This is a genomic window from Shewanella inventionis (assembly GCF_014641855.1).
Lineage (GTDB): Bacteria > Pseudomonadota > Gammaproteobacteria > Enterobacterales > Shewanellaceae > Shewanella > Shewanella inventionis.
Window position 1 is genome coordinate 16,683 of sequence record NZ_BMII01000014.1, and the last position, 20,746, is coordinate 37,428.

11 protein-coding genes are annotated in these 20,746 nt (G+C 42.1%); 5 read left to right on the top strand and 6 right to left on the bottom strand.

Translation table 11 applies throughout. The annotated features are described in order from the left end of the window. Window positions 1-9: 9 nt before the first annotated feature. Complete coding sequence (locus IEW93_RS09460; protein WP_188739091.1) at window positions 10-2,640, bottom strand: DNA translocase FtsK; 2,631 nt, start codon at window positions 2,638-2,640, stop codon at window positions 10-12. 307 nt (window positions 2,641-2,947) lie between these two features. Then, on the bottom strand, window positions 2,948-3,445 hold the full coding sequence (gene lrp, locus IEW93_RS09465; protein ID WP_188739092.1) for a leucine-responsive transcriptional regulator Lrp: 498 nt from the start codon (window positions 3,443-3,445) through the stop codon (window positions 2,948-2,950). A 178-nt stretch (window positions 3,446-3,623) separates the two neighbouring features. On the opposite strand from lrp, the gene ald reads away from it, so the two are divergent. Continuing rightward, window positions 3,624-4,739 carry an alanine dehydrogenase gene (gene ald, locus IEW93_RS09470; protein WP_188739093.1) on the top strand — a complete coding sequence of 372 codons (1,116 nt, stop codon included), beginning with the start codon at window positions 3,624-3,626 and terminating at the stop codon, window positions 4,737-4,739. A 77-nt stretch (window positions 4,740-4,816) separates the two neighbouring features. On the opposite strand, the gene IEW93_RS09475 is transcribed toward ald, so the two are convergent. From IEW93_RS09475 to IEW93_RS09490, 4 genes are all read right to left on the bottom strand, one after another. Continuing rightward, window positions 4,817-7,075 (bottom strand): bifunctional diguanylate cyclase/phosphodiesterase, encoded by a 2,259-nt coding sequence (locus IEW93_RS09475; protein WP_188739094.1) that lies wholly within the window; start codon window positions 7,073-7,075, stop codon window positions 4,817-4,819. A gap of 240 nt (window positions 7,076-7,315) precedes the next feature. Beyond that, on the bottom strand, window positions 7,316-8,530 hold the full coding sequence (locus tag IEW93_RS09480) for an RsmB/NOP family class I SAM-dependent RNA methyltransferase (protein ID WP_188739095.1): 1,215 nt from the start codon (window positions 8,528-8,530) through the stop codon (window positions 7,316-7,318). A gap of 125 nt (window positions 8,531-8,655) precedes the next feature. Further along, window positions 8,656-9,924, bottom strand: a complete 1,269-nt coding sequence (locus tag IEW93_RS09485) for a sugar MFS transporter (RefSeq protein ID WP_188739096.1) — start codon at window positions 9,922-9,924, stop codon at window positions 8,656-8,658. A gap of 163 nt (window positions 9,925-10,087) precedes the next feature. Next, entirely contained in the window at window positions 10,088-11,722 is a 1,635-nt protein-coding gene (locus IEW93_RS09490; RefSeq protein ID WP_188739097.1) for an alpha-glucosidase family protein, read from the bottom strand. A gap of 501 nt (window positions 11,723-12,223) precedes the next feature. Here IEW93_RS09490 and IEW93_RS09495 point away from each other — a divergent pair. The 4 genes from IEW93_RS09495 (at window position 12,224) to IEW93_RS09510 (ending at window position 20,491) form a co-directional block, all read left to right on the top strand. Next, a complete protein-coding gene (locus IEW93_RS09495) occupies window positions 12,224-14,962 on the top strand; it encodes a TonB-dependent receptor (protein WP_188739098.1) in 2,739 nt (912 codons plus the stop codon). A gap of 61 nt (window positions 14,963-15,023) precedes the next feature. Further along, entirely contained in the window at window positions 15,024-16,502 is a 1,479-nt protein-coding gene (locus tag IEW93_RS09500) for a tryptophan halogenase family protein (protein WP_188739099.1), read from the top strand. Window positions 16,503-16,520: 18 nt separating this feature from the next. Further along, window positions 16,521-18,434: a glycoside hydrolase family 13 protein gene (locus IEW93_RS09505; protein WP_188739100.1), complete on the top strand. Its 1,914-nt coding sequence runs from the start codon at window positions 16,521-16,523 to the stop codon at window positions 18,432-18,434. 92 nt (window positions 18,435-18,526) lie between these two features. Next, the gene (locus tag IEW93_RS09510) at window positions 18,527-20,491 is read left to right on the top strand and encodes an alpha-amylase family protein (RefSeq protein WP_188739101.1); all 1,965 of its coding nucleotides are present in this window, start codon (window positions 18,527-18,529) and stop codon (window positions 20,489-20,491) included. Window positions 20,492-20,746: the final 255 nt, after the last annotated feature.

Here is a 20,746-nt window from a genome sequence, read left to right on the forward strand (position 1 = left end):
TTATTCCTATTAGTTTCTTGGTGGTGGCGGAGCCAACACTTCTCGGTTACCGTTGTGACCTTGAGAGCTAACAATGCCCTGGCCTTCCATCATCTCTATAATGCGGGCGGCGCGGTTGTAACCAATTTTAAATTTACGTTGTACACTTGAAATAGAGCCTCGGCGAGTTTCGGTTACAAACGCCACGGCATCATCATAAAGCGCGTCATATTCTTCTTCGGTGTCTGAGGTTTCACCCGGCAGCAATACTTGCTCACCTTCTGACACCCCATTTAAAATTTCATCTATGTATTGAGGTTGGCCACGTTCACACCAGTCGGCGACCACTTTATGCACCTCGTGGTCGTCAATAAATGCGCCATGCACCCGGTTGGGTACGCTGGTGCCGGGCGGCAAATACAACATATCACCCATGCCTAACAAGGTTTCGGCGCCTTGTTGATCTAAAATGGTGCGCGAGTCGATACGTGACGACACCTGAAACGCAATGCGTGTTGGAATGTTGGCTTTAATCAAACCTGTGATCACATCAACCGATGGGCGCTGCGTTGCTAATATTAAATGAATACCTGCGGCACGGGCTTTTTGAGCAATACGGGCAATGAGCTCCTCAACCTTTTTACCCACAATCATGATCATGTCGGCAAACTCATCAACCACCACCACAATGGATGGCAATTTTTCTAATGCAGGCGCTTCATCTAACATGCTCTCAGATGATTTCCATAATGGATCGGGAATGTACTCACCTTTAGCTGCCGCGTCTTTAATTTTGTAGTTGTAACCTTTTAAGTTACGTACACCTAATGCCGACATTAATTTGTAGCGACGTTCCATTTCGCCCACACACCAACGAAGTGCATTGGCGGCTTCTTTCATGTCGGTGACCACTTCACACAATAAATGCGGAATGCCTTCATATACAGACAGTTCCAACATTTTAGGGTCAATCATGATAAAGCGTACATCATCAGGGCCCGATTTATACAGTAAGCTGGTGATCATTGCGTTGACCCCGACAGACTTACCAGAACCCGTGGTACCTGCAACTAATAAATGCGGCATTTTGCCCAAATCAACCACAACAGGTTCACCAGCAATGTCTTGACCTAGCACCATAGACAGAGTCGATTTACTGTCATTAAAAGCAGCGCTGTCAAGCACATCACGCATGTAGACTGTTTCACGGAATTTGTTAGGTAATTCAATACCCACATAGGCTTTACCTGGAATCACCTCTACGACTCGCACGTTTTCGGCAAGCAATGAACGGGCTAAATCTTTTGCAAGATTGGTGATTTTTGATGCTTTAACTCCAGGGGCCAGTTCAAGCTCAAAACGGGTAATGACAGGCCCTGGGAATACGCCAACCACATTGGCAATAATATTAAAGTCGGCCAACTTGGTTTCAACCAGCCTTGCAACTTGGTCGAGCTCTTCTTCGCTTATCGGGGTTTTCTTACGATCGGGTACATCAAGCAAAGTAATACTCGGCAAAGGATCCATTTTGCGTTTTTCTTGTGGAGCCTGGCCATCTATCACCACTAGTCCGTCTACAATTTTGGCTTCTTTTTTAGGTTGTTTTTGCGCTACCAAAGCACCGTTTGAGTGAGGCTTTTCAAATGCATCATCAAAAGTATCTGTTATATCAACATCGTCGCTAATATCGTCATTAGCGCTAAAGCCAATTTCATCATCGTTTTTAGTGGCTACCCATGGGGCAAATGTTGGTTCGTCATCTTCAAGGGTAATTGACGGCTCGAGGCGATCATCATAATCGATTTCATCATCGTCTATGGCAGTTGGTTCTATTGCCTCTGCCACTTTAGGTTTACGACTGAAGAAACTGCGTTTTTTCTCAATCACTGGCTCGATGTCATCAGTGTCTAGCTTGCTTGTTGCATTGTCTTTTAACGGTTGTGGGATGTCATTTTGCTCAAATGGCGATTGCTCGTCTAATTCATCGCGGCGTTGTTTAAATTTATCAACCAATGACATAAAGCCTTTGGTGTCTTCTGTTTCGCGTTCACGTTTAAATAAGCTCGGCAATGTCCAAATACGCTTAACACACCAAATTGCAGCAAAGCCTGTGAGCTCAATAATGGTAAGCCAGCTGATGCCTGTGGCTAAGGTAAAACCGGCACAAATAAAACACATTAACAGCAGCGTTGTGCCTAATGTATTAAAGTATGGCAGCATCGCCTGCCCTATTACATCTCCGGCTACACCTCCGGCCGAAAACACAAACATGTTTTCGGCATTCATGCTCACTAAAGCGGCTAGTGCCAGCAGCATTAACATAAAGCCTATGATACGAAGGCCCACTGAAAAATAATCGATCTCAAAAATTCGGTGAGCCCGATTGAAGATAAACCAACCCGTTGTGGCAATAATCACCGGGATTAAAAATGCAATAAAGCCAAAAAAGTAAAACAGCACATCTGCTGTCCAGGCGCCAACCGCACCTGTCCAATTATGTATTTCGCCTTGATAATGCGATTGACTCCACCCCGGATCGTTCGGGTTAAAACTCGATAGCGCCAATAGAATGTAGGTTGCAACCATGCAACAAATAATTAAACCACCTTCGAGCAAGCGTTGTAGGCCGCTGAGTGTTTTTAGACTATTTTCCTGAGTCAAACGAAAACATCCATAAAAGAGTGAAAAATAAGGGTTAAGATAACAGAATATCACTGTATTTGCAGTGATTATGCACCTTGATTTAATGAAGCTCAATGGATTGTTATCGGGAATTAATCCAGCCAATCAAAAGTCATGTACGTCTGTAAAATAATGGGTGTTTTATCGACAAAAACAACTCCTGATGAATCTATAAAATGAAGCAATAATCGCAATTTTATAGTCCATCAAGATTGCGTTAACCGTACTCTGATCTTTGTGTTTTACTCACGCTAACAGGTTTTACCACTTACAGAGGAAGATAAGGTTATCCTAGATTGTACAACGCCACTTTATTGGTTTGTTTTACCTCTTCCATCACCACATAAGTACGAGTATCTGACACTGAAGGTAATTTCAGTAGGGTTTCACCTAATAAACGGCGATATGCAGACATATCTGACACTCTAGTCTTCAATAAGTAGTCGAAATCACCAGAGACCAAATGACATTCTTGAATATCATCAAGCAGTTGTACCGCTCGATTAAAGCGATCAAATATGTCGGGTGTGTCGCGATTTAAGGTGATTTCTACAAAGACAAGTAATGATGCACCTAAATAATGAGGGTTAACGAGTGCAGTATAGCCATTTATAAACCCTTGTTTTTCTAAGCGTTTAACTCTTTCCAGACAAGGTGTCGGGCTCAAACCAACTCTTTTAGACAGTTCTACATTAGAGATGCGCCCGTCAATTTGTAGTTCGTGGAGGATGTTGCGATCAATACGGTCTAAATCTTTAATTGAAACGTTTTTATTACTTGCCATATATTTAACCTTGTTTTGTCCCTAAAACAATATTTAAACCTTTTTAAAGGAAATCTTCAGCAGCATAATCTGCTTAACCAGCACTATACTAGAGTTCCCTGAAATAAGCACGTTCAGGTCACAATTAATAACAACTATACCCACTAAAAGTGGGTTTTATGCAAATTGAGGCTCAAAAATGATTATTGGTGTACCAACAGAAATCAAAAACCACGAATACCGTGTTGGCATGGTTCCTTCCAGCGTGCGCGAATTGACCATCAAAGGTCATGAGGTTTTTGTGCAGTCTGATGCAGGTGTCGGTATCGGGTTTACTGATCAAGATTATATTGATGCTGGTGCTTCAATTTTAGCAACTGCTGCAGAGGTTTTTGCTAAAGCTGAAATGATTGTAAAAGTAAAAGAGCCGTTAGCTGTTGAACGCGCTATGTTGCGTAAAGATCAAATTTTATTCACCTATTTACACCTTGCGCCAGATTTAGCGCAAACCAATGACTTAATCGCCAGTGGTGCTGTGTGTATCGCTTACGAAACAGTCACTGATGACCGTGGTGGTTTACCACTACTTGCACCTATGTCTGAAGTTGCGGGCCGTATGTCTATTCAAGCCGGTGCGCGTGCACTTGAGAAATCACTTGGCGGACGCGGTATGTTATTAGGCGGCGTACCAGGAGTTGAACCGGCTAAAGTTGTTATTATTGGCGGCGGTATGGTAGGTACAAATGCAGCGCAAATGGCTGTCGGTATGGGTGCTGATGTGGTTGTGTTAGACCGTAGCATTGATGCATTACGTCGTTTAAATGTGCAATTTGGCTCAGCGGTTAAGGCTATTTACTCTACGGCTGATGCCATTGAGCGCCACGTGCTAGAAGCGGATTTAGTGATTGGTGGTGTGTTAGTACCGGGTGCAGCGGCGCCTAAACTCATTACTAAAGACATGGTTAAGCGTATGAAGCCTGGCAGTGCCATTGTGGATGTGGCAATCGACCAAGGCGGCTGTGTTGAAACGTCACACGCTACCACTCACCAAGACCCAACATATATTGTTGATGACGTAGTACATTACTGTGTTGCTAACATGCCTGGTGCTGTTGCTCGTACTTCTACGTTTGCACTAAACAATGCAACATTACCTTACATCATTAAGTTAGCTAATCAGGGTTACAAACAAGCTTTATTAAATGACAAGCATTTATTAAATGGCTTAAACGTTATCCATGGCAAATTGGTATGCAAAGAAGTCGCTGAAGCATTGAGCCTTGAATTTACTGATCCAAAAAGCATGCTTAACTAATCGCTGTTGAAATAGTAAGTTTGTTTAATAAAAATGCCGCATTAGATGCGGCATTTTTCTGTATCAACATAATAGGGTTAATTTAGTTTTGCTTGCTTGGCTAAGAGATCAACAAAGACATCTGCTGCCATAGGCTTATAGAAGAAGTAGCCCTGCACAGCTTCAATATCTTGCTGTTTTATAAAGTCCAATTCATATTGAGTTTCAACTCCTTCAGCTACAATCGATAAATCCAAAGCTCTACTCATACTGACAATCGCTTCAATGAGTGCTTCATGCCTGGCACCCATCGAAATCTTTTGGATAAACGATTTGTCTATTTTAACTTGATCCACAGGAAAATTAGCTAAATAAGACAGTGACGAATACCCAGTACCAAAATCGTCTACTGAAATCTGTACGCCACGTCGGCGAAGTTCAATAAGCAACTGGCTAATACTATCTTGTTGTTTCATCATTAATGATTCTGTGATTTCTAGGGTCAGTAGATGATAAGGCAATTGATTTGATTCAAACTCTGTTTGCTTATTATCGAAATACGCTAAAAACCGCTGTTGCAAATCATCGGTCCAAAATTCAATGGTCGACACATTGATTGATAAGGGGACTGCAAGTTGTTTATTTTGCAATCGCGTTAACATATTTAAGGCTTCAGTTCTTACCCATTCACCTATTTGCACAATAAAGCCAGACTCTTCTGCAATAGGAATAAACTCATCTGGAGAAATAAATTGGCCTTTATATTGCCAACGTAATAACACTTCAGCTTTAACAATTTTACCGCTGTTAGGATTGACAATCGGTTGATAATACAAGGCAAATTCATTTCGACTAATGGCTGACTTTACATGCAAATACAGCTCTGCATTACGTTCGGCATTCTTTTGTATTTGTTGGTTGAAAAATTGAAAACCATTACGACCACGCGATTTAGCATTATACATTGCTTGGGTAGCACAATTGAGCATCTGCTCCACTTTATCCGCATCGTCAGGATAACGCGCAATACCGGCACTGAGTGTTAATTTAAGGTGCTGACCTCCCACCGAAAAAGGATTATCGAGCACAGCAATAACATCGTTAACCATGTCGACTAATGACTCTGTTGTCATCTGGCCAGGTACGACTAAGGCAAACTCATCGGCGGCAATACGAGACAGCAACACATTTTCAGGGATTGTACTGGATAAACGTTTAGCAACCAGCTTTAACACTAAATCACCCTTATCATGACCTAAAGTATCGTTAATTTGTTTAAAGTGGTCTATATCTAACAAAATCAAATTAAACGCCTGCTCGACTTCATGATGAATGTCTTTTGCATCGACTAGGCTTTGAAGACTATGAAACAAATATTTACGGTTAGCTAAGCCCGTGAGTTGATCATAGTTTGTTTGAAAATGTATGGTGTTCTCTGCGGTTTTTCTAGAAGATATATCATTGATTAACCATGCAAAACAATTTTGTTGGGTGAAAGAATCACGGATAACAGCAACCGTTAACGATATATCAATAATATCATTGTCGGTTCTTAAGCCTCGTAATTCACCTTGCCAGGCATGACCTCGAGATAAATGCTCAAATAAATCGTCAACCACCTCTTTAGGTGAGTGGCTTAAAAAGCGCTGAACATCAAATAACTTAAGATTGGCATAATAAGTCGACGTTAACGCCCTAAATATAGGGTTGGCCAGTATGACCGAATTATCTTCACTGGTTATCACCAACGCTATAGGTAAACTATTGAAAATTTTACTGCTTAATCGCTGAACGTGCATTCCCCGACTACGTTCTATCGCTAAACTTGCTAGCCTAGCGGCTTCTTGGATTAAGATTAAATCTTGCTCTGTAGGGGATTTTATCGTGTCGTAATACATGGCGAAAGTGCCTAACACCTTACCATCACTGTCTTTAATCGGCTCTGACCAACATGCCTTCAACCCAGACTTAATAGGGATTTCTTTATATGCTTGCCAGTTAGGGTGACTGTCGATATCTTCAACAATAACGCGTTGGCACAAAAAAGCCGCCGCACCACAGGAGCCAACTTCTGGACCAATTTCAACTCCATTTATTACCTTGTTATAGGCATCTGGCAAATTAGGCGCGGCACCTGCAATAAGGCGTTTACCATCATCACTGAGTAATAAAACCGAGGCTCGAGTACCAATTTTTTGTGCTTCGATTAGCAACACTAACGCATTGAGCATTTCGCCTAACGGCAGACCTTGCAGCACCATGTTCAAAATAGTGCTGTAACGCTCCAGCCGAGAATCGTGATAGATATCTTGCGGGGATTTTTGCGATGGATTGTCGATATTCGGTCCTATATCCATGATGCTCCGTAATGATGTGAACTGGTTCACACAACAACAAACTATGTTAACAAGATTATGCATTTGTTGCGCGTTTATCAATGCTAAATTTGTATTTAATTTGCTAACGCTCTATAAAATCTAAATAATATTGTACAAATAAAAAAACAGCGCCTTAATAGGCACTGTTTAACATGAGTAAATATTTAAACATAGGTTATCGGGGTCAAATCTTAATTGGATATTTAACACCGCAAAGGACTATTCAGCAATCCGCTCCATTTTGGCAAGATAAAAACCGTCGAATCCACGTTCAGCAACTAAAATATTCTCATCTTCCAGTAGTTTGAACTGCGGGTTTTCAGCTAAAAAAGCATCCACTTGATGGCGGTTTTCTTCTGGCATAATTGAACAGGTCGCGTAAATCAACATCCCGCCCACTTTGACCATACGGCTGTAGCTTTGCAAAATATGTTTTTGCAATTCAATCAACACAGGTAAGCGATCTGGAGTATCTCGCCATTTTGAGTCTGGATTACGCTTTAACACACCTAAGCCTGAACAAGGCACATCGAGCAATACTCTATCTGCCGTGAGCTTTAATCGTTTAATGGTTTTTGAACTGGCAATAATACGGGTTTCAACGTTATGCGCACCCGCACGTTTTGCACGCGCTTTTAGGTTGTCGAGTTTCCATTGCTCAACATCCATGGCCAACAAACGCCCTTTACCTTGCATTTGTGCTGCAATATGTAGCGTTTTACCACCCGCGCCAGCACAGGCATCGACCACGCGCATGCCAGGTTTTGCACCAACTGCGTCAGCCACTAATTGCGAGCCTGCATCTTGTTGTTCAAACCAACCATCTTTAAACGCATCGGTACGAAATAATGCAGAATCTGAGGTCACTTCAACCGCAGTGCTTACATCAGGCAATGCAACGGCGGTTACCCCTTCTTTTTGTAATCGTGCAATCAGCTTATCGCGATCGCACTTTAGCTCATTAACTCGAAGGTAACGCTTAGGTTGCTCAGCTAATGCGGCGCGCTCTGCCGGCCATTTTTCGCCTAACTGGGTTTGGCCTAACTCGTTAAGCCATTCTGGGCAGCCATCCCATAACACAGGATCGGCTTTTGCTTTTTCAAGGTTGGCATCAAATGATGCTTGTTCAATTTTTAGGGAGTACTGCATTTTGGGCAAATCAAGGCCATGAAATACATGCCAGCCATTAAGCAGCTTTGATCCTTGACGGTCAAACTCATCTGGGGTGATATCAACTAAAAAACAATACAAATTAAGTCGACGTAAGATATCGCCAGTAACTTGGGTGATCCGCGCTTGTTCTGATGGGTTAAGTGATAAACCGGAAAAGTGCTCTGAATAAGCTCGGTCTAATGGTTTTCCTCGAGTTAACACCATCGTCAGTACGTTTAATACTAATTCAGATGAACTGCCAGACAGCGGATAAGTTAACATGGGCTCTCTCATAAAATAACAATCAGTGTAAAAACGTGCCGATCATAGGGATTAAGGGCGCTGATAGCAAGAAAAAGCGACCCGAAGGTCGCTTAGTGTGTGTGCCTGTAAACGGGTATCACAATTTACATTTTTGACCCTTTAGCGCCATAGAACAAAATAAAGCCATAACACACTACGGGTAATATAAAGGCAAGTTGTAAGCCCATGCTATCTGCCATAACACCTTGTAACAATGGCACAATCGCGCCGCCCACAATTGCTAGACATAAAATACCGCTACCCTGTGAGGTGTGAGGGCCTAAATCTCTCAGTGCTAAGCTAAAAATAGTGGGGAACATAATTGAGTTAAACAAGCCAACGGCCAAAATAGACCACATAGCAATAGCGCCACTGCTGTTCATTGCAATCAAAACTAATACCGCAGCCATTAAAGCATTGAACGCTAACATGGTGCCAGCAGGAATTTTTTGCATGACAGCAGAACCAATAAAGCGACCGACCATCGCCCCGCCCCAATAATAAGTAATGTATTTAGCGGCATCTGACTCTTGTAATCCAGCAATATGCTCTTCACCTAAAAAGTTAACTAAAAAGCTGCCGATAGACACTTCTGCGCCTACATACACAAAGATACCCACTGCACCTAATACCAAGTGAATACTTTGCCACGCACTGGTTTTACCGTTATGGGTAACAACACCATCGCTGTCTGACGATTCATTATGTTCAGCAATGGTGGGTAAGTTTAGTTTGGCAAAAATTAATGCTAAAAGCCCTAACATACCGGCCAAAATTAGGTATGGCAATTTAACCACTTCAGCCTCGGCTTGAGCATGGCTTAGGCCTTCAACTGCGCCAGTGGCTACAGATAAAATCAACACAGCACCAAAATATGGTGCAACCGTGGTGCCTAATGCATTAAAAGCCTGAGTTAAATTTAAGCGGCTCGATGCTGTTTCAACGCTGCCTAACGCATTTACATAGGGATTGGCAGCAACTTGTAAAATAGTGATACCAGATGCCAAAACAAATAATGCGCCCAAAAATAAGCCATAGGTTGCAAAGGCTGCTGCGGGGTAAAACAATAAACAGCCTAAACAGGCAATTAACAACCCACATACTATGCCTTTTTGATACCCCATCTTTTTAACCAATTTACCTGCAGGTAGTGACACCAAAAAGTAAGCGCCAAAAAAGCAAAATTGGATCAACATGGCTTCAGTGTAATTTAGCGAAAACACGGCCTTTAAATGTGGTATTAAAATGTCGTTTAAGCAGGTGATAAACCCCCACATAAAAAACAATGACGTTAAAGACACCAGAGCAAAACGATAATTACCGTTACCTCCGTCTGTTGCCGTGTGTTGTGTACTTTGCATTGTTGAAGCCATATTAGGTCTCTTCTCGTTAGTTATTGTTATATATTTTTCATACTGGCAGTTATCATAAGCACATTGACACTGGCCAATATAACCAAATTTACTCTCAGTCTAGTCATGTTATAGATCACGGGATAAAAAAAGCTGAAACACTCAATGTTTCAGCTTGTTAATATTAGCCAACTTTGCCATAAAAACTGGCATACCCAGGTAAAATTACCGAGGTAGAACCGCCTTGTGATTCAACATGGCCAGACTCGAGCCCATGCCCTTGCACAATGTCAGTTACGTTTAATTGACCTAAATCGAAACGGCATTGTTGTGCTGTAAAGTTAAACAGAACCAACATACGTTGTGCGCCTAATGTTCTAATAAATGCTAATACATTTTGGCCCGCATCGATAAAATTGATGTCCCCTTCAATTAACACATCTTGCTGTTTACGCCAGGCTAAAAAATGACGGTAACTGTTTAAAATTGAGTGGCTATCTGCCTCTTGAACATCTACTGCGCTGTTGATATGTTCAGGGGCAATGGGCAACCAAGGCTGAGTATGGCTAAAACCCGCATTGTCTGCTGACTGAATCCAAGGCATTGGCGTTCTGCAACCATCGCGGCCTTTAAACATTGGCCAAAAAGCGATTCCAAATGGATCTTGTAGTTGCTCAAAATCTATTACAGCTTCAGTTAACCCTAACTCTTCACCTTGATAACTACACACGCTGCCGCGTAATGAAAACAACATCGCGTTGAGCATTTTAATCATGGTCGGGTTAGCTTGCTCTTTACCCCAGCGAGTAGCAACACGTTGAACATCATGATTTCCAATAGCCCAACATGGCCAACCATCACCAATGCTGGCTTCTAACTCTTCTACCGTTTGGCGAATATAGGCGGCGCTAAAATCATCAGTTAATAACTCAAAGCTATAGGCCATGTGTAAGCGATCATCACCTTGGGTATATTCTGCCATGGTGGCAAGCGAGTCTTCAGACGACACTTCACCTAATGTTACCGCACCTGGGTAGCGGTTAATCAATGCACGTAACTCTTCAATAAAGCCCACGGTTTGTGGACGAGTATTATTGTAATAGTGATATTGATACGCATATGGATTGTCTTCGCTAAAACCACGACCTTGTCGTTGATCTTTCGGTTTAGCTGGGTTATCCCGTAGCTGTTCATCGTGATAACAAAAAGTAATGGCATCCAGACGAAAACCATCAACGCCTTTTTTAAGCCAAAACTCGACATTATTTAACACAGCTTGACGCACTTGTGGGCAATGAAAGTTTAAGTCAGGCTGACTTTTAAGAAAGTTATGTAAATAGTATTGCTGACGGCGAGGTTCCCATTCCCATGCGCAACCACCAAAGATAGCGAGCCAATTGTTTGGGGCGCTGCCATCGTCTTTAGGATCGGCCCACACATACCAGTCGGCTTTATCGTTATCACGACTTTGGCGGCTTTGCTCAAACCATGCATGTTGATCTGAGGTATGACTTAATACCTGGTCAATCACCACTTTGATATTACGAAGGTGTGCCTGCTCGATTAGCTGCTCAAAATCAGCCATGGTGCCAAACAAAGGATCAATTTCGAGATAGTCACTAATGTCGTAACCAAAATCTTTCATTGGCGATTTAAAAAACGGCGATATCCAAATGGCATCCACATTTAAGCTCGCAATATAGTCAAGCTTGGCGATAATGCCTTGCAAGTCACCCACACCGTCGCCATTAGAATCCATTAAACTGCGAGGATAGACTTGATATATTACCCCACCACGCCACCAGGTTACCTGACTCATTGCTTCCCCTTGAATTAGTTAACCCAATTTCGACCCGAGAGTTAACTTAATGTTGCGTTCGCGTAATAGAACGCTGTTGTTATTTATTGTCTGTGAGGATACGTGAATAAGGAAATCAGGTTCAATACACCTGCATACGTATGCAAAGAAAAACATTTACGCCAAACATAGGAGAAGAACATATTAAGCTCATAAAATCATAACGTTAATCAACAATTCAACATTTAAAAAGATGTTTAATAAATGTAATAATCCGTCACAGTTTCATCTTCGCAACCTTTGAATACGTATGCATAATATTGTCGGCAAAAGTGTACTGGGAGTAGTATCGTCACTGTTGTGCAACAATTTGGTCATAACTTCAGCACTTATGCAGTCACTTAAAACAGTAATTAAGCATGCTGGAGCATAAACACAATAAAGACTGTAACCAAAATTCAAAAGGACACTAACACTCGACCTAAATCAAGTTGTTAAGCGTTCACTAAAGGGGAAAGATGAATGTTGCTATTTAAACCGAGCTTACTCACGCTAGCATTAGTCGCAGCAGGTGCAAGCATTAGTGCTTACGCTGCAGATGATGTAAACACAACAGAAACTGCAGAAGAAAATATTGAAGTAATCCAAGTGACGGGTATCCGTCGCAGTTTACAAGAAGCTCAAGCAGTTAAAATGACTTCTTCGTCAGTAGTAGAAGCGATTTCTGCTGAAGACATTGGTAAGTTACCCGATGTATCAATCGCTGAATCACTTGCACGCCTTCCAGGTATTGCCGCGCAACGTCTAGATGGTCGTGCAAACGTTGTATCTATCCGTGGTTTAGGCCCAGATTTCTCGTTAGCAACGTTAAACGGTCGCGAGCAAGCGTCAATTAACGACAACCGTGGCGTTGAGTTTGACCAATACCCATCTGAATTGCTTAACTCAGTGGTGGTTTACAAAACACCTGATGCGGCTTTAATGACACAAGCTATTGCTGGTACGGTTGATATGCAAACCATCAGCCCACTAAAACACGGCGAGCAAACCTTTGTTGTTAACTTACGTGGAGAAACCAACTCACTTGGTGCCTTAAACGCTGGCAGTACCGATAAAGGCTACCGAGGCAGCATTTCTTATATCGATCAGTTTGCAGATGACACTATTGGTATCGCATTAGGTTACTCTCGCATGCAGTCACCTAACCAAGAAGAGCGCTGGCAAGCATGGGGTTACCCAGAAGATGCTAACGGCGATGCTATTTTAGGCGGTGCTAAGCCCTATGTACGTTCATCTGAACTTGAGCGTGATGGTGTAATGGCGGTTATAGAATTTCAACCGAATGAACAATTCCGCTCTGTAGTCGATGTGTTCTACACCAAGTTCTATGATGAACAAATTTTACGTGGTATCGAAATCCCTGGTCAATGGGGTGGCGGCTGGGCTAACAGCGGTAGCACCTCAACGACAGTTGAAAACGGTTTAGTGACTGAAGGTTCTTTCCAAGATGCAATGGTATTAGTGCGCAATGATATTAATACTCGTGATGCAGACTCTATCTCAGTAGGTTGGAACAACAACTATATCATCGATGATAACTGGGAAATCGAAGCTGATTTAGCTATGTCAAAGGTTAAGCGTACTGACATTGGTATCGAGACTTATGCTGGTACTGGCCGTGGTAATGGTGTTGGTGCAGTAGAACCTAACCTAGGATTTAAATACACTGGCGATGGCCGTTATTTATTCGACCCTTCATTAGATTACGCAGATCCTGAGTTAATCAAACTAGGCGGCGCATTCAGCTGGGGTCCGTCAATTGATGGCAACATGCAAGATGGTTTTATTAACAAGCCTGAAATTGAAGATGAATTAGCTACTTTACGTTTAAGCACCACTTACAATTTCGATGAAGGCTTTATGCGTAGCGTCGAGTTTGGTGTTAACTACACTAACCGCGAAAAGAATAAAGTAGACAATGGTGAATATTTAACCCTTAAAGGTTATGAAATCGGCAGTGGCGATAACTATATGTTAACCGTGCCAGATGAATACTTACAAAACCCTACATCGCTTGCTTTCTTCGGCATGGGTGACATGCTTTCTTACAATGCTTTAGCATTATATAACGCTGGCATATATAACTCATTAGATGCTTCTACCGTTCAACCTGAACGTTCAACTAACACCTGGCAAGTTGAAGAGAAGGTTTCTACTTTATATGTAAAAGCGGATTTTGAAACTGAAATTGGCGATATGCCATTAACCGGTAACTTTGGTGTTCAGGCGGTTCAAACAAACCAATCATCTAATGGTAAAGCTGTTGAAAATGTCAATGGAACTCTAGAAGTCGTTGATAGCTATGGTGAAGATGATTACCTAGAATGGTTACCAAGCATGAACATCGCACTTGGTTTAACTGACAGTCAACGTATCGTATTATCAGCTGCGCGTACCATGAGCCGTGCTCGAATGGACAAAATGAATGCTTCTGCAAGCTTTAATTATGATCCAAATGGTGCTGGTGGTATCTACTACTCTGGTAGCTCAGGTAACCCGACTCTTCGTCCTTGGATGGCAAATCAGGTTGACTTAAGTTATGAAAACTACTTTAGCGATCAAGGTTATTTCGCTATCGCAGCTTATTACAAAAAGTTAGAAAACCCTGTTTATAATGAAACCATCTTCCTAGATTTTGAAGACGTTATTCCAGGTGTTGAGCCTGGTAAAGGTCAAGGTTCATTTGAAGTTCCAGTGAACGGTGATGGTGGTCATATTGCAGGTATCGAAGCTTCACTCTCTGTTGACTTTGGTTATTTTGCTGATGCGTTAGAAGGTTTTGGTACAATCCTAAACGGTTCTTACAATGACTCTGAAGTAAGAGAAACGGCTGACCGCGACCCAATCGCTTTAGCTGGTCTTTCAGATAAAACCTTTAATGCCACTATTTACTATGAAAACTCAGGTTTCGAAGCTCGTGTCAGCTCTCGCTACCGTAGTGATTTCTTAGGTGAAGTGACTGCAATCAGCTTAAGCCGCGTAAATGTAAACGTTCAAGGTGAAACCGTGGTAGATGCGCAACTTGGTTATGACTTTACTGAAAGTGGTATTGATGCCCTATATGGTTTATCAGTGGTATTCCAAGTTAACAACTTAACTGATGAGCCATTTATCACTTACACAGGTGATGATGCTCGCCATGTTCGTGACTACCAAAACTATGGCCGTAACTTCATGTTAGGTGCTAACTACAAGTTCTAAACCAACTTGGCTAAAAAGAGCCCCTGTTAAACAGGGGCTTTTTTATATCAGAGGGAATGGAATGGATATAATAAATAAAATAGTCATTGTTGGAGGTGGTTCTTCAGGTTGGATGACAGCGGCCATGTTGTCTAGGCTTTACCCTTCGGTACTTGAAATCACGCTTATTGAATCAGATGAAATTGCTACTATTGGTGTCGGTGAAGCTACGATCCCTCCATTACAAGTATTTAACAATGTGTTGGGTATCAACGAAAAGGACTTTATCAATCAGACGCAAGCAAGTATTAAACTCGGGATTCAATTTGAAGGTTGGGGGCTAGCAGAAGACATTTACATGCATGCTTTTGGTGATATAGGGAAAAATATTGGTTACACCTCATTCCATCATTATTGGCTCGCAGACAACCCAATCAAGCCGAAAGATTTATGGAAATTCTCATTCAATTATCAAGCCGCAATGTCTAGCAAGTTTGAGCCTATATCTCGTATTCACAATAATCAATTGGCCGGTTTAACTCACGCATATCATTTTGATGCGGGTTTATATGCACAATTATTACATCAATACAGTATAAAAAAAGGGGTTAAACGCGTAGAAGGAAAAATAGTCGATGTTTCGTTAAATGAATCAGGCAACATTCAATCTGTTTTGTTAGCCAACGGGCAGCACATTAATGGCGATCTATTTATTGACTGCTCAGGCTTTAGTGCTTTGCTCATTGAAAAAACACTCGGAGTTGAATTTGAAAGTTACCAGAAATGGTTAAAATGCGACAGCGCTTGGGCGATACCTTGTGAAAAAACATCTCCAATAAAACCATTTACTCGCTCTATTGCCCATGAGTTTGGCTGGCAATGGCGTATACCACTTCAACACCGGACTGGTAATGGAATTGTATTTGCGAGTGAATATGTTGACAAGGAAACTGCCAAACAAACTTTATTAGATAATTTAGATGCTAAACCACTTGCTGAGCCAAAGTTAATTCGTTTTACCCCTGGTCGAAGAGTCAAGCAGTGGCACAAAAACTGTGTAGCTATTGGGTTAGCTTCAGGTTTTTTAGAACCGTTAGAATCCACCAGCTTACATTTGGTTCAAACGGCAATTATACGGTTAACAAAATTAATGCCTAATAGGCAGATTACTCCTGCAGCTGTCGATGAGTATAATCAACAATCAAAGATAGAGTTTGAACAAATCCGTGACTTTATTATTTTACATTATCACTTAAACCAACGAGACGAGCCACTTTGGCAATATTGTCAAACAATGGACATACCTAAGTCATTAGATCACAAAATTAATTTATTTGCTCAAACCGCCAATATTTTTAGGCAACAAGAAGAGCTATTTTCTCAAGAGGCATGGCTTCAAGTCTTTATCGGTCAAGGTTTGGTTCCTCAAGATGTTAACCCCTTAGCAAACACGCTTAGTGATAAAGACAGAAAGGAATTTCTAGCTAATTTACAGGCCATTTATCAGCATTATTTAACCCCCCTGAAAAGCCATGATAATTTTTTAACCGCATTACGATAGTTGAGGGATACATACAAAATGAACAAGAATACAAACATCTCGAGAAACACTCGCAAAACCATCACATTCGCAGTGGGTGTTGTCTTTTCAAGTATGTTTTGCCCTGTATTTAACGCATGTGCATTAACCTTAGATGCCGAGCCTAAATTTTGGTGGGCAGGCATGCAAAATAGTCAATTACAAATCCTAATTTATGGAGAAAATATTCGACATCATAAGATTGAATTAGCCAAAGCAGAGGGGATATCGCTTATCAATGTTGAAACAACTGATAGTAATAATCACTTGTTTATAAATCTGGATTTGAAAAATGCCAAGCCGCAAACTATCACTTTCAATCTTATTGATGATCAGAAAAACAGTACCAGTATTAATTACGACATACTCGCTCGCGAGCCTAACTCAAGAGAGCGTCAGGGCTTTAGCAATAAAGATGTGATTTACTTAATCACCCCAGACCGCTTTGTTAACGGAAATCCAGATAACGATAATCACCCAAGCATGCTAGAAAAAGCAGATCGCAGCTTTGATGGTGGCCGCCATGGTGGCGACATTATGGGGATCCGCAAAGCTCTACCCTACTTACACGATTTAGGTGTGACTCAGTTGTGGATTAACCCACTGCTTGAAAATAACCAAGAAAAGTATTCTTATCATGGTTACTCTACCACTGACTTTTATCAAATTGACCCACGTTTTGGCACTAACGAAGAGTATCTGGCACTTGTGCAAGAGGCGCGCAGTTTTGGTATTGGGGTGATTAAAGATGTCATCGTTAACCACATGGGTTCTGGGCATCGTTGGATGGCAAATTTTCCAAGCGCCACCTGGCTTAACGGCCAGCAAGCCTGGCAGCAAAACCCTAAAGATATAGTGTACACCAGTCACCGCCGCACCACAGTACAAGACCCATATGCCGTAGCCAGTGACACCGCTGATTTTGACAATGGCTGGTTTACCGACACCATGCCCGACATGAATCAAACCGATCTACACATGGCAACCTATCTCATTCAAAACAGTATTTGGTGGGTAGAGTATGCAGGCCTAAGTGGCATACGCGAAGACACCTACTCTTACGCCGACAAAGCCTTTTTAACCCGCTGGTCTAAAGCCATTATGGACGAATATCCTAACTTTAATATTGTTGGCGAAGAATGGACCAGCAACCCTATTACAGTAAGTTACTGGCAAGCAGGCAAACAAAATAACGATGGTTACACCTCATACACACCAAGCATGATGGACTTTCCACTGTACGACACCTTAATTGCCAGCTTAACCGAGCCAGAAGGTTGGGACACAGGCTTAATTAATTTGTACGAACGCTTAGCCGACGATGTGGTGTATGCCAAACCAACTGAATTAGTGTTATTTGAAGGCAATCACGACACCAACCGCCTATTTAGTTTAATGAAAAACGATATAGGCTTGTTTAAAATCGCAATGGCTTACGTGCTCACCAGCAACCGTATTCCACAGATTTTTTATGGCACAGAAGTGCTCATGCAAAGCCCAAGTGAAGGCAGAAACGATGGCGCTGTGCGCGGTGATTTCCCAGGTGGTTGGCCGCAAGATAAGGTAAACGCATTCACTAAAGAAGGCTTAAGTGTCACTCAAAAAGAAGCATTAGCATTTGTGCGCACACTTCTTAATTACCGTAAAAATTCATTGGCTATCCAGCAAGGTCAATTGCGTCATTTTGTACCAAAAGAGGGCGTTTACGTGCAAAGCCGTCATCATGGCGATGAAACCTTATTGATTATTTATAATAAAAATGACCAGAGTGTTGAGCTCGACTTACCCCGTTTTAGCAGCGTGTTTAATGGTAATACTCAAGGCGTTGATATCATCAATCAGCAATCTTATCAATTAGATGCCCCGCTTAAGCTTGAACAAAAAGGCGTGACGATTTTGTCATTAAAGCAGTAAATTTTTTCATGGCGAGGTTCATGCTCATAAATGAACCTCGCCATGATCTTGCATCAATTGTTCTCAGTGCCATACCAATAAAAAGAGCCATTATGTTATTATCTTTTAAACCATTTTTTATAAAAAAGAGCCCCCTAGCCTGTATAACTGCATTAGGATTGAGTTTAAGCCTCAGCGGATGCCAACAAGCCAATACAGACACTCAAAAGGCTCAACAACCGAGTCAAGCGGCGGCGCCAATGACTCAAACCCAGCAAGTATCAACAGCCGAAAAACCTGTTGTGTACCAGGTGTTTACTCGCTTATATGGCAACACCAATACCACCAACAAACCCTGGGGCACCATTGCCGACAATGGTATCGGTAAATTCAGTGACTTTACCGATACCGCCTTACAAGACATCAAATCCCTTGGTACCACTCACGTGTGGTATACCGGTGTGCCACATCATGCGGTGATTAACGATTACACCCATATTGGCATAAGCGACGACGATCCCGATGTCGTTAAAGGCCGTGCAGGCTCACCTTATGCAGTAAAAGATTATTACAACGTTAACCCAGACTTAGCGACCAATCCGGCAAATCGCCTGGCAGAATTTGAAGCCTTAATCGAACGTACCCACGCCAATGGCATGCAAGTGATAATTGACATAGTGCCCAATCATATTGCACGTAACTATCACTCAGTATCAGCTCCCAAAGGCGAAAAAGACTTTGGTGCCAATGACGACACGACTCAAATTTACAGTAAACATAACAACTTTTATTATGTGATCGGCGAAGATTTTGTCGTACCCGATGCGCCTAATGGCTACGCCCCGTTAGGCGGCGATGTTCATCCTCTGAGCGACGGCAAATTTACTGAATCTCCCGCAAAATGGACCGGTAATGGCTCACGCCTTGCCAAACCTGACGCCAACGACTGGTACGAAACCGTTAAAATAAATTATGGTGTAAAGCCAGACGGCAGCCACGACTTCCCTACTCTGCCAGCAGAGTATGCGACTAAAACAGCAGCAGAACACCTGGCGTTTTGGCAAGCCCAGCCCACAGATGATATTCCTGACTCATGGCGTAAGTTTGAACGTATTGCCCAATATTGGTTAGCAAAAGGAGTTGATGGGTTTAGATACGATATGGCCGAAATGGTACCGGTTGAATTTTGGAGTTACCTTAACAGCCACATTAAACACACAAACCCTAACGCGTTTATTCTTGCAGAAGTTTATAACCCTAACCTGTACCGCGATTATATTCACTTAGGCAAAATGGATTACCTATACGACAAAGTGGATTTATACGACAGCTTAAAAGCCATTATTCAAGGAAAAGCCAGCACAGCGGTTATTGCCAAAGTGCAAGCAAAAGTCAGCGACATTGAACAACACATGCTGCACTTTTTAGAAAACCACGACGAGCAACGTATTAACACTACCGATTTTGCCGGCAATGCATTTAATGCCCTGCCCGCAATGGTGGTGTCGACCACATTAAGCCGCTCACCCACACTGCTGTATTTTGGCCAAGATGTGGGCGAGCAAGGCGCGCAAATGGCCGGATTTGGCCAACCTACTCGCACCAGTATTTTTGACTATGTCGGCGTGCCTGCACACCAACGCTGGATGAATAACGGCAAATTTGATGGCGGGCAATCCACCCAAGATGAAAAGGCATTGCGCGCATATTACCAACGCTTATTAAACCTAAGTCACAAAGCCCCAGCATTAACGGGCGACTATATCGAATTAGACACCTTGCAGCGCCAACTTAATACACAGGGGTACGATGATGAAGTATTTGCCTTTAGCCGTTTTAATGCAGAGCAGCAATTGATTATTGTCAGTAACTTTAGCCGGCAACAAAGTAAAACGTTTAGCTTAGTGGTGCCACACAGTTTGCTAATGCAGTGGAATATCACTAAAAACACGGTATTAACAGACTTACTCAACTCGGATTCGTTAGTCACTCAATTAATATTACACAGCGACAACAACGCCACAATTGATGTGCAGCTTGCCCCGTTACAGTCAGTAGTTATGGCGCTGCAACGCTAAAGTACAATGCTTTAAGCTCTTTCAATAACACTGCAACGTCCTTAGCCAATTGGTAACTGGACGTTGTAGGTTTTATCAAGTCATCTTTTTCACATTGGTATGCAGGGTAAGCAAGTCAACCATTTACGTTTACCTTGCAACCTCTATTTTAATAGCACAACATTTTAGCGGTTCCGGTTGCCATGATCCCTTTAGTTGCAAAAAAAGGTTGTCTTAAATAATTAGACCATGTCCATTACCTATGCAGTGCTTTAA